Origin of the sequence: Micromonospora sp. CPCC 206060 (assembly GCF_036906895.1) — a bacterium.
Lineage (GTDB): Bacteria > Actinomycetota > Actinomycetes > Mycobacteriales > Micromonosporaceae > Micromonospora.
The window spans coordinates 101,799-114,382 of record NZ_JBAKHU010000016.1; the positions used below are offsets into that span (position 1 = coordinate 101,799).

The 12,584-nt window shown below is 70.4% G+C and carries 11 protein-coding genes and 1 pseudogene; 3 read left to right on the forward strand and 9 right to left on the reverse strand.

Annotated elements, in window-relative coordinates:
- Positions 1-1,020: a carbohydrate ABC transporter permease gene (locus tag V6U90_RS13725; protein ID WP_334435330.1), complete on the reverse strand. Its 1,020-nt coding sequence runs from the start codon at positions 1,018-1,020 to the stop codon at positions 1-3.
- A gap of 118 nt (positions 1,021-1,138) precedes the next feature.
- A complete protein-coding gene (locus tag V6U90_RS13730; RefSeq protein ID WP_334435333.1) occupies positions 1,139-2,440 on the reverse strand; it encodes an extracellular solute-binding protein in 1,302 nt (433 codons plus the stop codon).
- Positions 2,441-2,787: 347 nt separating this feature from the next.
- On the opposite strand from V6U90_RS13730, the gene V6U90_RS13735 reads away from it, so the two are divergent.
- Together V6U90_RS13735 and V6U90_RS13740 are read left to right on the forward strand one after the other, a co-directional pair.
- On the forward strand, positions 2,788-3,882 hold the full coding sequence (locus V6U90_RS13735) for a LacI family DNA-binding transcriptional regulator (RefSeq protein WP_334435335.1): 1,095 nt from the start codon (positions 2,788-2,790) through the stop codon (positions 3,880-3,882).
- Positions 3,883-4,026: 144 nt separating this feature from the next.
- Positions 4,027-5,670: a glycoside hydrolase family 13 protein gene (locus V6U90_RS13740; protein ID WP_334435337.1), complete on the forward strand. Its 1,644-nt coding sequence runs from the start codon at positions 4,027-4,029 to the stop codon at positions 5,668-5,670.
- A 152-nt stretch (positions 5,671-5,822) separates the two neighbouring features.
- On the opposite strand, the gene V6U90_RS13745 is transcribed toward V6U90_RS13740, so the two are convergent.
- The 7 genes and pseudogenes from V6U90_RS13745 to V6U90_RS13775 all read right to left on the reverse strand — a co-directional run bounded on the left by V6U90_RS13745 (position 5,823) and on the right by V6U90_RS13775 (position 11,273).
- Positions 5,823-6,296 (reverse strand): hypothetical protein, encoded by a 474-nt coding sequence (locus V6U90_RS13745; protein WP_334435339.1) that lies wholly within the window; start codon positions 6,294-6,296, stop codon positions 5,823-5,825.
- Positions 6,297-6,352: 56 nt separating this feature from the next.
- Positions 6,353-7,015, reverse strand: coding sequence for an SRPBCC family protein (locus V6U90_RS13750; protein ID WP_334435340.1), 663 nt, complete (start codon positions 7,013-7,015; stop codon positions 6,353-6,355).
- A gap of 98 nt (positions 7,016-7,113) precedes the next feature.
- Positions 7,114-7,479 carry a GntR family transcriptional regulator gene (locus tag V6U90_RS13755; RefSeq protein WP_334435343.1) on the reverse strand — a complete coding sequence of 122 codons (366 nt, stop codon included), beginning with the start codon at positions 7,477-7,479 and terminating at the stop codon, positions 7,114-7,116.
- Between the two features lie 127 nt (positions 7,480-7,606).
- Positions 7,607-8,509 (reverse strand): annotated as a pseudogene (locus V6U90_RS13760) (YhjD/YihY/BrkB family envelope integrity protein); the annotation flags it as partial.
- A gap of 30 nt (positions 8,510-8,539) precedes the next feature.
- A complete protein-coding gene (locus V6U90_RS13765; protein WP_334435379.1) occupies positions 8,540-9,055 on the reverse strand; it encodes a 2'-5' RNA ligase family protein in 516 nt (171 codons plus the stop codon).
- 67 nt (positions 9,056-9,122) lie between these two features.
- On the reverse strand, positions 9,123-10,178 hold the full coding sequence (trpS, locus tag V6U90_RS13770; RefSeq protein WP_334435348.1) for a tryptophan--tRNA ligase: 1,056 nt from the start codon (positions 10,176-10,178) through the stop codon (positions 9,123-9,125).
- Between the two features lie 78 nt (positions 10,179-10,256).
- Complete coding sequence (locus V6U90_RS13775) at positions 10,257-11,273, reverse strand: hemolysin family protein (RefSeq protein WP_334435350.1); 1,017 nt, start codon at positions 11,271-11,273, stop codon at positions 10,257-10,259.
- A gap of 202 nt (positions 11,274-11,475) precedes the next feature.
- On the opposite strand from V6U90_RS13775, the gene galE reads away from it, so the two are divergent.
- Positions 11,476-12,453 carry a UDP-glucose 4-epimerase GalE gene (gene galE / locus V6U90_RS13780; RefSeq protein WP_334435352.1) on the forward strand — a complete coding sequence of 326 codons (978 nt, stop codon included), beginning with the start codon at positions 11,476-11,478 and terminating at the stop codon, positions 12,451-12,453.
- Positions 12,454-12,584 lie beyond the last annotated feature (131 nt).

A 12,584-nucleotide genomic window follows, 5' to 3' on the forward strand; every position in this document is an offset into this window, starting at 1 on the left:
TCACCACACCTCGCCTTGCTTACGGAGCATCCGCCGGTAGAAAACCGAGAAGACGAGCAGGATCGACAGGATCAGCACGCCGTACGTGGAGGAGAGGGAGTAGTTCCGGATCCCCTCGAACGCGGCCCGGTACGCGCCGGTCACCAGGATCTCGCTCTCCCCGGCCGGCTGTCCCTCGGTCACCAGGAAGATGATCGGGAACATGTTGAAGGTCCAGATGGTGCCGAGCAGGATCACCGTCATGCTGACCGGCCGCAGACCGGGCAGGGTGATGTTCTTGAACCGCTGCCACGGGGTGGCGCCGTCGATCTCGGCCGCCTCGTAGAGCTCTGCCGGGATGGTCTGCATGCCCCCGAGCAGCGCCACCATCATGAACGGCACGCCGAGCCAGATGTTGGTGATGATCGCGGTGAGCAGCGAGGTACGCCAGTCGCCGAACCAGTCGACCGGGTCGATGCCGACCGCGGTGAGCAGCGAGTTGGCCAGGCCGAACCGCTCGTTGAAGATGAACTTCCAGGCGAACGCGCTCACGAAGGCCGGGACGGCCCAGGGCAGGACCAGCAGGATCCGGTAGAGGGTGCGGCCCCACATCGGCCGGTTGAGCATCACGGCGAGGCCGAGGCCGAGGCCGTAGTGGAAGACCACGCAGGCCACGGTCCAGATCAGGGTGACCGCGGTCCACTGCCAGAACTCGCCGACCTCACCGCTGAGCACCCGGACGTAGTTGTCCAGGCCGACGAACTCCCAGCGGTTCGGGTTGGCCTTGCAGACCTCCGAGCCGGTGATCGACTTGGTGCAGATCTCGGCGGTCTGGTTGGCCTCGGTGAGGTTGGTGAAGGAGAGGTAGATGCCCCGGACGAGCGGATAGAAGATCAGTACCGCCAGAACGACGACGACGGGGATCACCATCGCCCAGGCGTACCAGTGCTTGTCCCAGCTCCGCCGCAGACGGGACGGCTGCTTCGGGCGGCGGCCAGCCGGCGCGGGGGCGGGCACCGGATCGGCTGTCACAGTTGTCATTCAGCTGCGCTCCAACAAGGGGAGGAGACCCCGGCAGGGCCGCACGAAGCGAGTCGTGTCGACCCTGCCGGGTTGCCGAGTGGTCGCCGGCCGCTGCCAGCGCCAACGGTCGGTCAGATCAGAGGCCGTACCCGGTGACGACCTCGGACTTGTACTTGTTAGCGACGGCCTCCAGGGACGCCTTCGGGTCCTTGCCCTGGATCAGCACCTCGGTGGCCATCTGGTCCAGCGGGCCGAAGAACTGACCGGCCTCGGGGATCCACGGACGCTCGACGGCGGCCTCGACGACCGGCTTGAAGGCCGAGATCGTCGGGTTGGCCTTGACCGACGCGACGTCGTAGGCGGACTTGCGGGTCGGCAGCAGCCCCAGCTTCTCGGCCAGGAACGCCTGCGACTCGGCGGAGCTCATGAACTTGACGAACGCGACCGCGGCGTCGACCTTCTCCTGCGGCATGCCGGACCAGATCACGTAGTTGTGACCGCCGACCGGGGCACCGGCGCGGGCCGAGCCGGCCGGGACCGGGGCGACGCCGAGGTTCTCCAGGCCGCCGAAGGCCGGCGCGTTCTTGACGTTGCTGACCTCCCACGGACCGTTGATGATCATGGCGACCTTCTTCTCCTTGAAGAGGGTCATCATGGTGCCGTAGGCGTCGTTCGCCGGGGGCTTGGACGCGGCGCCGGAGGCGATCAGGTCCTTGGCCACGTTCAGGCCGGCGACGTTCTTGTCCGAGTTGACCACGATCTTCTTGGCCTGGGTGTCGACCAGGTCGCCACCCTCGCCGTAGAGGAACGGCAGCATGAAATAGCCGGCCGGGTTGACGAAGAGGCCGTCGACGCCGGTCTTCTGCTTGATGGTCTGCGCGGCGGTCTTCAGCTCGGCCCAGGTCTTCGGGGCCTCGGCGATGCCGGCCTTGGTGAACAGCTCCTTGTTGTACATGAGCGCCAGGGAGTCGGTCACCTGCGGAACGCCGTAGGTCTTGCCGTCGAACTTGTTGGACGACATGGGCGTCGACAGGAAGTCGGACTCGTCGGCCAGCAACTCGGAGCCGTCCAGCGCGTAGAGGTGACCCAGCGACGCGAACTCCGGCACCCAGGCCACCTCGGCCCGCAGGATGTCCGGTGCGCCCGTCTTGGCCTGCGCGGCGGTCTTGAACTTGTTCTGGGCCTCACCGAACGGGACCGACTGGTAGTTGATCTTGACGTTCGGGTAGGTCTGGTTGAACTTCGCGATCAACTCCTGGAACGCCGGACCCTCGTTCTTCGGGTCCGAGGTGTCCCACCAGGTCAGCTCGGCCTTGAGAGATGCGGGATCGGTCTTCGGCTTCTCGTCCGCCGCCTTCTCCTCGCCGCCGCAGGCGGCGAGCGTGAGAGCGAGGGTCGTAGACGCGAGAACAACGATCCCCTTGGCTATGCGACGCATGTGCGCTCCTAATTGCCTGCCGGGGTATCGGCGGGACAGTAGCAAGAAGTTTCCGAACAAGAAACCCCTTGCGAACCAGCTTGCAACATTCGAGTTCCGATCGCCATCCGGCATCCCGCCGTTTCGGATCTTCTACGTGTTTCGGGCGGTTGCCGAGTGATCGAGATCGCACCCGGCCGGGCCGGAAACTCCCGCTACCAGCTGGATGAACACGGGCAGTGAGCACGATGCCCCCACAACTGGGGGATAAAGCAGTCGAAACGCCAGGCCATGACCGGGGAATGGTCGAAGCTGCAAGTTCTTGCGGCCTGTCGCGCAAGAAGTTGCTTTTGCGTTAGAGTTCCGCCATGCGCGCTCGACTGTCCGACATCGCCCAACAGGCCGAAGTCAGCGAGGCCACGGTGTCGCGGGTGCTCAATGACCGCCCCGGGGTCGCGCCGGAGACCCGGCAGGCCGTCCTCACCGCCCTTGACGTGCTCGGATACGAGCGCCCGGCCCGGCTACGCAAGCGTAGTGCCGGCCTGGTCGGGCTCGTGGTGCCCGAACTGGAGAACCCGATCTTCCCGGCCTTCGCGCAGGTGATCGAGTCGACCCTGGCGCAGAGCGGGTTCACCCCGGTGCTGTGCACCCAGAGCCCGGGCGGGGTGACCGAGGACGAGTACGTCGAGATGCTGCTCGACCGGCAGGTCTCCGGCATCGTCTTCGTCTCCGGGCTGCACGCGGACACCGCTGCCAACCACGAGCGGTACCGGGCGCTGATCGCCCGACCGCTGCCGATCGTGATGATCAACGGGTACGCCCCCGGCATCCCCGCGCCCTTCGTCTCGTGCGACGACCGGGAGGCGGTCGAGCTGGGCGTGGCCCACCTGGTGGCCCTCGGCCACCGGCGGATCGGTCTGATCACCGGCCCCGACCGCTTCGTGCCGGTGCAACGCAAGGTGGCCGGCTACCGGGCGGCCATGCGGCGACTGACCGAGCTGCCCGACAGCGAGCTGGAATCCCTGGCCGAGCTCTCGCTCTTCGGCGTGGAGGGCGGCGGGGCCGCCGCGGCGCGGCTGATCGACCGGGGCGTGACGGGAATGGTCTGCGGTTCCGACCTGATGGCGCTCGGTGCGGTCCGGGCGGCCCGGCAGCGTGGCCTCTCCGTGCCGCACGACCTCTCCGTGGTCGGTTACGACGACTCGCCGTTGATGGCCTTCACCGATCCGCCGCTGACCACCATGCGTCAGCCGGTCTCCGCGATGTCGGTGGCCGCAGTCCGGGCTCTGGTCGACGAGATCAACGGGCACGCCGCCCCGCACTCGGAGTACACCTTCCGCCCCGAGCTGGTGGTCCGCGGTTCCACCGCGATCGCCCCCACCGAGGGCCGGAGCCGGCTCGGTGGCGGCGCTCCGGCCGGTCGGCAGCGTCCGGCTCCCCCCGAGGTGGCCGTCCCGGCGTGACCGCTGTCATTTCTTGCGCAAGAACTGCTTGACTCTTGCAGTCATCGAGCGGCATTCTCGTCTGACGTCCCGCGCGCGTCTGATCGGCCATGCGCGGGGTCCGCGCACACCACCTCCCGCGCCATCAGATCGGGGAACGCACCCATGACCGCCAGTGCCCTGCCGCCGCCCACCACCTCCGACGCCGACTGGTGGCGGTCCGCCGTCGTCTACCAGGTCTACGTCCGCAGCTTCGCCGACTCCAACGGCGACGGCATCGGTGATCTGCTGGGCATCCAGCAGCGCCTGCCGTACCTACGTGACCTCGGGGTGGACGCGCTCTGGCTGACCCCCTTCTACACCTCGCCGATGATCGATGGCGGGTACGACGTGGCCGACTACCGGGATGTCGACCCGATGTTCGGCACGCTTGCCGACTTCGACGCGATGATCACCGACGCGCACGCCCTCGGACTGCGGATCATCGTCGACATCGTGCCCAACCACACCTCCAGCGCCCACCCGTGGTTCACCGCCGCCCTGGCCGCCGCGCCCGGCTCGCCCGAGCGGGAGCGGTACCTGTTCCGCGACGGTCAGGGTGAGCACGGCGAACTGCCGCCGAACGACTGGGAGTCGATCTTCGGTGGGCCGGCCTGGACCCGGGTGCCGGACGGCCAGTGGTACCTGCACCTGTTCGACCCCGCCCAGCCCGACCTCGACTGGCGCAACCCTGAGGTACGCGCCGAGTTCGAGGACATCCTGCGGTTCTGGCTGGACCGGGGGGTGGACGGCTTCCGGATCGATGTCGCCCACGGCATGATCAAGGAGGACGGGCTGCCGGACGTCGGTTTCAGCACCATGACCACCGGCCGGCGCCAGGCCGAACTGCTCGGCAAGGGCCGGCTCCCCTACTTCGACCAGGACGAGATCCACGACATCTACCGCGCCTGGCGGCCGATCCTGGACAGCTACCCGGGCGGCCGGATGGCGGTCGCGGAGGCGTGGGCGGAGACCCCGCAGCGGCTGGCCCGCTACATCGGCCCGGACGAGCTGCACCAGGCGTTCAGCTTCGACTTCCTCGACGCCACCTGGTCCGCCGACTCGTTCCGCAAGGTGGTCGACACCGCGCTGGCCGAGGCGACCATCGTCGGGGCACCGACCACCTGGGTCCTCTCCAACCACGACAAGCAGCGGCACGTCACCCGGTACGGCGACGGCGAGGTCGGCCTCCGTCGCGCCCGCGCGGCGGCGCTGCTGATGCTCGCGCTGCCCGGCTGCACCTACCTCTACCAGGGCGAGGAGCTGGGCCTGCCGGAGGTGCTGGACCTGCCGGACGAGGTACGCCAGGACCCGCAGTTCCTGCGTACCGGGGAGAGCCGGGACGGCTGCCGGGTACCCCTGCCGTGGAACGGCGACCTGGCGCCGTACGGCTTCGGCCCGCACGGTTCCGAGCTGAGCTGGCTGCCCGCTCCGGCGACCTGGCGGGAGCTCTCGGTGGCCGCGCAGAACGACGTGCCCGGCTCCACGCTGGAGCTCTACCGCGCGGCGCTGCGGATCCGCCGGGCCCACCGCGCGCTCGCCGACGGCGCCGACGGGGTGACCTGGCTGGAGACCGAGCCCGGAGTGCTGGCCTTCAGCCGGGCTGCGAACGACGGTTCGACCGAGCTGGTCTGCGTGGTCAACATCAGCGGCAGCCCGGTCGAGCTGCGCGGCTACGGCCGGCCGTTGGCGGCCAGTGCCGGGCTGACCGAGCGGGACGGCGCGGTGGTGCTGCCGGTGGACGCCGGCGCGTGGTTGGAACGGCAGTAGCTGGGTATCCCCATATCGACCTGGTCGTCCGTCGCGCTTCGCGCCGCCGGGCGACTGGGCAGCTGGCCCCTTGTGGTGGGGGGTGAGGTGGCGCCGGTGCCCCGGAAGGAAACTTCCGGGGCACCGGTGTGTCCGGATCGCGGTGCGGCGGGTCAGTCCGGGGGTTCCGACGGGCCGCGCGACGGCGGTGGGGTTTCCTTGCCGGTGAGCATCTCCGCGATCCGGTTGAAGCCGGCGCGGAGCTCCTGTTCGGTCGGGGCGGTGAGCGGTCGGGCCTGCCGCTCCTCCTCGGCCGGTTCCTCCTCCGCCAGGACGTCGGTGTAGTCGCCGTAGAGGTCGGCCTCCTCGGCCCCGCTGGCCTCCTCCTCCGCCAACGTCCGCGCCGTCGCGATCTCCGCCCGCACCGCCTCGACGGATGCTGCGGGCAGCAGCGGCTCGACCACCGCCATCAGCTCCTCGTCGGCCACCACCGCCTCCGCGAGGGCCAACGCGTGCCCCCGCTCGTACGGCCCGCAGACCACCGGTTCCCACTCGTCCTCGTCACCGAGCGGGCCGAACGTGATGATCCAGGGCAGGTCGAGCATCGGCGAGTCATCGGGAAGGTCCAGCGTCACCAGTGCGCCCACCGGCCCATCATGGCTCCCGGAAACCCGAACTAAGCCCCTTTTGCCCGAATAGCGAATTAAGGGGTGACGTCGACTCCGGTGGCCGCCACCTGCCACCGCGCCAGCCACTGCGTGCGCAGCTCGGCGAAGGTCACGTCGTCCAGTCCGTACCCGCTGACCGTGATGCTGGCGGACGACGCCTCCCCGGCATCCAGCGGCCGGTCGGCCGCGGCCACCACCAGCCGGCCCTGCGGATCCACGACAACGACCTGGTAACGACCGGCGTACCGGTCCTCCCGCACCCCGGCCGACGTGACCAGGCCGACCAGCTCCGGTCCGGTCACGGTGCCGGTCAGGTAGACGGTCCGTCGCCGGTCGGATGGCCGACCCTCCAGGAGGTACCGCAGTTGCTCGAAGAAGCTCCGCCAGCCCTCCTCCATCCCGTCGTGCACGTCGGCCCACCGGGGATCGTCGAGGGCACCCGGTTGCCGGGCCCGCACCATCGTCCCGCCGCCGTCCGTCGGGTCGACCTGGATCTCCTGCCCGTCCTCCAGGGCGATCCGGTCCGGCGGGAACAGCTCGGCATGGTCGGCGAAGATGTACCGGATCTCCGCGTCGATCCCTTCGTGGTCCCAACCGAACCACTGGCGGAGTTCGTCCGGCTCGGTCAACGCCCGCCAGACGGTCTCCCGTGGAGCGTCGATGGCGACCTCCACCCGGTACGGCTTCGGCTCGGTCACTGTCGGCGCTCCGTTCGTCGGTCGGTCGTGGGGACCGGTCGTGCGGGCGGCAACTGGCAGCGGGGGTCGGTCTGCCGGCGCAGTCGGGTACCCCGAGGTCAGGCCGGCCCGGCGTCGAGGGCCGCCCGGACCAGCGCGAGCGCGGCATCCGCCGGCACACCGAGCCGGGCCGCCTCGGCGGCGTACCCGGCAGCCGCCCGCTGGAGCCGGTCGGTCGCATCATCGCGCCCGGGTGCGACAACCGTGCCGTGCCGGCCCCGGGTCTGCACCAGACCCGCCGCCTCCAGTTCGCGGTACGCCCGGGCCACCGTGTTCACCGCCAGCTCCAACTGGCCCGCGAGCTGCCGGACGGTGGGCAGCCGGGTACCGACCGGCAACCGGCCGTCGCCGATCATCGCGGCGAGCTGACCACGCACCTGCTCGTACGGCGGAACCGCCGAGTCCGACGAGACGGTGACATCCACGGGATCAGTTCCTCTCCGGCCGGTCCGGGCCAGCAGACTCCTCGGTCGGGGTGGCCGGCGGGGTGGCCGGAACGTCGGGTCCATCCCGGCGGACCGGCTCCGGGCCACCGGGCCCCACCAACTCCGCACCGGGTCCGACCGGCTGCCCCGGTGTCGACGGCAGCCCCGCCAAGGCGAGATCGACCACCCGTCCGTACCGGCTGGTCGCGGCGAGCGCCGCCCCGAAGAGCACCAGTTGGTTGAGCAGGTAGAGGTAGAGCAGCAACCCGACGGCACCGGCGACCACGGTGTACGCCGGGTTCCGCTCGGTGCGGACCACGTAGTACCGCCCGACCGTGTTGAGCAGGGTGATCCCCACCGCGACCAGCAGCACCGCAGGTCGTAGCCGGCGCCGGCTGATCCGCAGTCGGGGTACCGCCACCAGCAGGGCCGCCGCCAGCACCAGGTTGACCAGCACGCTCAACACCGCGCTGACCGTGGTCAGTCCGATCGACCCGGTACTGCGCAGCAGCCAGCGGAGGAATGACTCCAGGGTGTCCACCGCCGCGACCGAGACGCCCAGCAGCACGAAGACGCCGAACAGCACACCCAGGTCGACCAGCCAGCGGACCACCAGGTTGCCCGGCTGCTGACGCAGGCCGTAGATGAGCCGCTGCGAGGACCGGATCGCCTCCACCCAGCCGACCCCGGTGAACACCAGGATGACCAGACCGACCACCCCGACAGTGCCGCTGCTCTCCTGGATCTGGGCCGGGTCGATGAACGGCAGGTTCTCCCGCAGGAAGTCCGCCGCCGCGACACTGACCTCGTCGCTGTTCTCCAGCACGGCACCGAAGACCCAGTACCCCACCAGGGCGAGCGCGAAGACCGCGAAGAACCCGTAGTAGGCGATGGCCGCCGCGAGCCGCCCCGCGATCAGCTCGTTGTAGTGGGTCAGCGCCCGCCAGAGGTGGTCGAAGGCAGCCGAGCGCCGACGGGCCCGTGTCACCTGCCGGCCGAAGTGGGCCTCGATCGACCCGAAGACGTTCACGCCGCCCCCACCGTCGACCCGGTGGCCAACTCAGCCGCCCAGCCGGAAGTCCCGGCGGGGCTGCCAGCGGGCCTGACCGCCGTGCGAGAAGAGGGTGAAGCAGTCGACCTCGAACAGGGCGGAGAAGTCGGCCAGTTCCTCGTACACCTTGTCCAGTCCCTCCGGCGGGACGTCCTGCGCAACCGTGACGTGCGGGTGGTACGGAAAACGGGTCTCCCGTTGCAGCTCCGGGGCGGAGCTGATGGCCGCCGCAAGTAGTTCGCACTCGCTTATCCCGGCGGCCACCGCCACGAAGACGACCTGGGTGACCGGCCGGAACGTCCCGGTACCCCGCAGGTGCAGGGTGTACGGCGGGTGGGCCGCCGCGACCGCCGCCAGGTGCGCCTCCACCGCAGGCAGACTGGCCACCGGCAGCTCGGTCGGACCGAGCAGGGTCACGTGGGCCGGGATGTCCGCGGCCTGCGGATCACCCGCATCGGCCCGGCACCGGGTGAGAAAGGGACCCCACGGCTCGGGGATGTCCACGGCGACCCCGATCTGGGTCATCGCGACGCCGGTATGCTCCGGCTCTGCCCTGCGCACCACCCGCGCCACCTTCCGGCCGAAGACCCGATCAACCGTTCCCCGCTGGCGCGAGGCCGGGCTGACCGTTCCCCGCTGGCGCGAGGAAGCCGACCCGCTCGTACGCCGTCCGGAGGGTCGCCGCCGCCACCGCGCGGGCCTTCTCCGCACCGGTCGCCAGCAGCCGGTCCAGTTCGGCCTGGTCGTCGAGGTACGCCCGGGTGCGCTCCTGGATCGGTCGGACGAAGTCGACGACCACCTCGGCCAGGGCCTTCTTCAGGTCGCCGTAGCCCCGGCCCGCGAACTCGGCCACCAGGTCGTCGATGCTCCGCTCGGTCAGCGCGGAGTAGATGGTGAGCAGGTTGGAGATGCCCGGCTTGGTCACCGCGTCGAAGACGATCTCCCGGCCGGTGTCGGTCACCGCCGACTTGATCTTCTTGGCCGACCGGGCCGGGTCCTCCAGCAGCTCGATCAGCCCGGCCGGGGTGGACGCCGACTTCGACATCTTCGACGTCGGATCCTGGAGGTCGACGATCTTGGCGGTGTCCTTGACGATGTACGGCGCCGGAACGGTGAACGCCGGGCCGAACAGGGTGTTGAACCGCTGGGCCAGGTCCCGGGTCAGTTCCAGGTGCTGCCGCTGGTCCTCGCCCACCGGCACCGCCTGCGCCTGGTAGAGCAGGATGTCGGCGGCCTGGAGGATCGGGTACGTGAAGAGCCCGACGCTGGCCCGCTCGGTGCCCTGCTTGGTCGACTTGTCCTTGAACTGCACCATCCGGCTCGCCTCACCGAAACCGGTGAGGCAGCTCAGCACCCAGGCGAGCTGGGCGTGCTCCGGGACGTGCGACTGGACGAAGAGCGTGCACCGCTTCGGGTCCAGCCCGACCGCGAGCAACTGGGCGGCGGCCACCCGGGTACGCCGACGCAGCACCTCCGGCTCGTGCCCGGCGGTGATCGCGTGCAGGTCGACCACGCAGTAGAAGGCGTCGTGGGTGTCCTGCAACGCCACCCAGTGGCGTACCGCGCCGAGGTAGTTGCCGAGATGGAACGAGTCACCCGTCGGCTGGATACCGGAGAGGACTCGGGGGCGGGCAGGAACGTCGGACATGCCGGCATTCTGTCAGCAACACCTGCGATCCGTCATGACGGCCCCGGGTCGTCCCGCCCGTGCCACACCGTGGTCCGGTCACCGGCCCGGCCGTTCGCGGGCCGGCTCCCCGGGCGGCAACGCCCGGCGCTGCTCGGGCAGCCGACCGGCGGAGACCGCGACCCGGGCGACCCGCCGGCCGTCCAGGGCGAGCACCCGCAGCACACAGCTCTCCCCGACGTCGGCCGGGTCCGGGTCGCGGTCGGCCGCCGGTTCCCCGACGAAGGTGACCTCGTCGCCGGCCACCGGCAACCGGCCCAGGGCCGCCATCACGAACCCGCCCACCGTCTCGTACGGACCGGCCGGCAGCAGCACCCCGGTCCGCTCCGCGAAGTCCGCCAGGTTGAGCCGGCCGTCCACCACCGCCGGCAGGCCGACCAGCACCGGATCGGGGGCGGCGTCGTACTCGTCGTGGATCTCCCCGATCAGCTCCTCGATGAGGTCCTCCAGGGTGACGATCCCGGCCGTGCCGCCGTACTCGTCGACCACCACCGCGAGGTGCTGCCGTTCCCGGCGCATCTCGCTCAACGCCGCCAGTACCCGCTTGCTGCCGGGTAGCCGCTTGACCTCCCGGGTCAGTTCGCCGACCGTGGCCCGCCGGTCCCCGGCCGGGCGGAGCAGCACGTCCCGCAGGTGCACGAAGCCCACCACGTCGTCATGGGTGCCGTCGATGACCGGGTACCGGGTGTGCGTCTCGGCCCGGACGAGCTGCGCGGCCTCGGCGAGACTGAGCCGGGCGGAGAGGAAGACCACCTCGGTGCGGGGCATCATCACCTCACGGACCAGGCTGGCCCCGGCCACCAGCACCTCGCCGATGATCCGCCGCTCCACCGGATCGAGCCGGGTGTTCGCGGCGACCAGTTCCCGCAGCTCCGCCTCACTGATCAGCTCCCGGCCCGCGGTCGGACTCGCCCCGAGCAGGGCGGTCACCAGCCGGGTCGCCGCGTCTGCGGCGCGGACCACCACCCGGGCCGCGCCCCGGGCCAACGGGCCGGGTGACCGGCGGGAACGCGCAGACGACCGTCGCCGCGCACCGGGACCTGCCGATTCCCGCATGACCACAGATGGTAGACAACGACCGCCTCCGATGCGGCGGAATCGAGGGGACCCGCCCCCGTCCGGCCGCTGCGGGAACGCGGGGTCGGTGACGTCGAGCCAGGCGTCCGACCAGGCCGGTGCCCGGTACACCCGCTGGTCGTAGGGTGGCCACGGGAGACGCCGCGGCCCGCAAGAAGCGGCGAGGCAGAGAGGACCCTACGTGAAACTGCTCGTCACCGGCGGCGCCGGGTACATCGGCAGCGTCGTCACCCGGATGCTGCTCGACGCCGGACACCAGGTGGTCGTCCTCGATGACCTGCGTACCGGCCACGTCGAGGCGCTGGCGCCGGAGGCGACCTTCGTCCAGGCCCGGATCCACGACGCCGCCACCGTGCTCACCCCGGAGGCCGGCTTCGACGGGGTACTGCACTTCGCCGCGCTGATCGCCGCCGGTGAGTCGATGGTCCACCCGGAGCGGTACTGGGATGTCAACACCATCGGCTCGCTGGCCCTGCTCGACGCGGTCCGGGCGGCCGGGGTGCCCCGGCTGGTCTTCTCCTCCACCGCTGCGGTCTACGGCAACCCGGTGGAACTGCCCATCCCGGAGACCGCGGTGAAGGCCCCCACCAACACGTACGGCGCCACCAAGCTGGCCGTGGACATGGCGCTGACCTCGGAGGCGATCGCGCACAACCTGGCCGCCGTGTCGCTGCGCTACTTCAATGTGGCCGGGGCGCACCTCACCGGGGACATTGCCCTCGGCGAGCGGCACGACCCGGAGAGTCACCTCATCCCGATCGCCCTCGACGTGGCCGCCGGCCGCCGGGAGAAGCTCCAGCTCTTCGGCGACGACTACCCGACGGTCGACGGCACCTGCGTCCGGGACTACATCCACGTCGAGGACCTGGCCCGGGCGCACCTGCTGGCGCTGGGCGCGGCCACGCCGGGCCAGCACCGGATCTACAACCTGGGCAACGGCAACGGCTTCACCAACCGCCAGGTGGCCGACGTGGTCCGCGAGGTCACCGGCCAGCCGGTGCCGGTCGAGGTCGCCCCCCGGCGCGAGGGGGACCCGGCCGAGCTGGTCGCCTCCTCGCAGCTGGCCCGGGACGAGCTGGGCTGGGTACCGGCCAAGCCCACCCTGCACGACATGGTCGGCGACGCGTGGACGTTCTACCGGACGCAGATCCTCGGCTAGGGCTGTTAAGAAGGGCCCCTTCCTATACCGAATGCGATAAGAAGGGGCCCTTCCTTACCTGTTCAGGAGGCTTCGACGATCATTCCTGCGCCGACGGTGCGGTTGGTTGCCTCGTCGATGACGATGAACCC

Coding starts and splice junctions, on each gene's coding strand:
- V6U90_RS13725 (WP_334435330.1), bottom strand. CDS start 1,020: ATGACAACTGTGACAGCCGATCCGGTGCCCGCCCCCGCGCCGGCTGGC.
- V6U90_RS13730 (WP_334435333.1), bottom strand. CDS start 2,440: ATGCGTCGCATAGCCAAGGGGATCGTTGTTCTCGCGTCTACGACCCTC.
- V6U90_RS13735 (WP_334435335.1), top strand. CDS start 2,788: ATGCGCGCTCGACTGTCCGACATCGCCCAACAGGCCGAAGTCAGCGAG.
- V6U90_RS13740 (WP_334435337.1), top strand. CDS start 4,027: ATGACCGCCAGTGCCCTGCCGCCGCCCACCACCTCCGACGCCGACTGG.
- V6U90_RS13765 (WP_334435379.1), bottom strand. CDS start 9,055: ATGACCCAGATCGGGGTCGCCGTGGACATCCCCGAGCCGTGGGGTCCC.
- trpS (WP_334435348.1), bottom strand. CDS start 10,178: ATGTCCGACGTTCCTGCCCGCCCCCGAGTCCTCTCCGGTATCCAGCCG.
- V6U90_RS13775 (WP_334435350.1), bottom strand. CDS start 11,273: ATGCGGGAATCGGCAGGTCCCGGTGCGCGGCGACGGTCGTCTGCGCGT.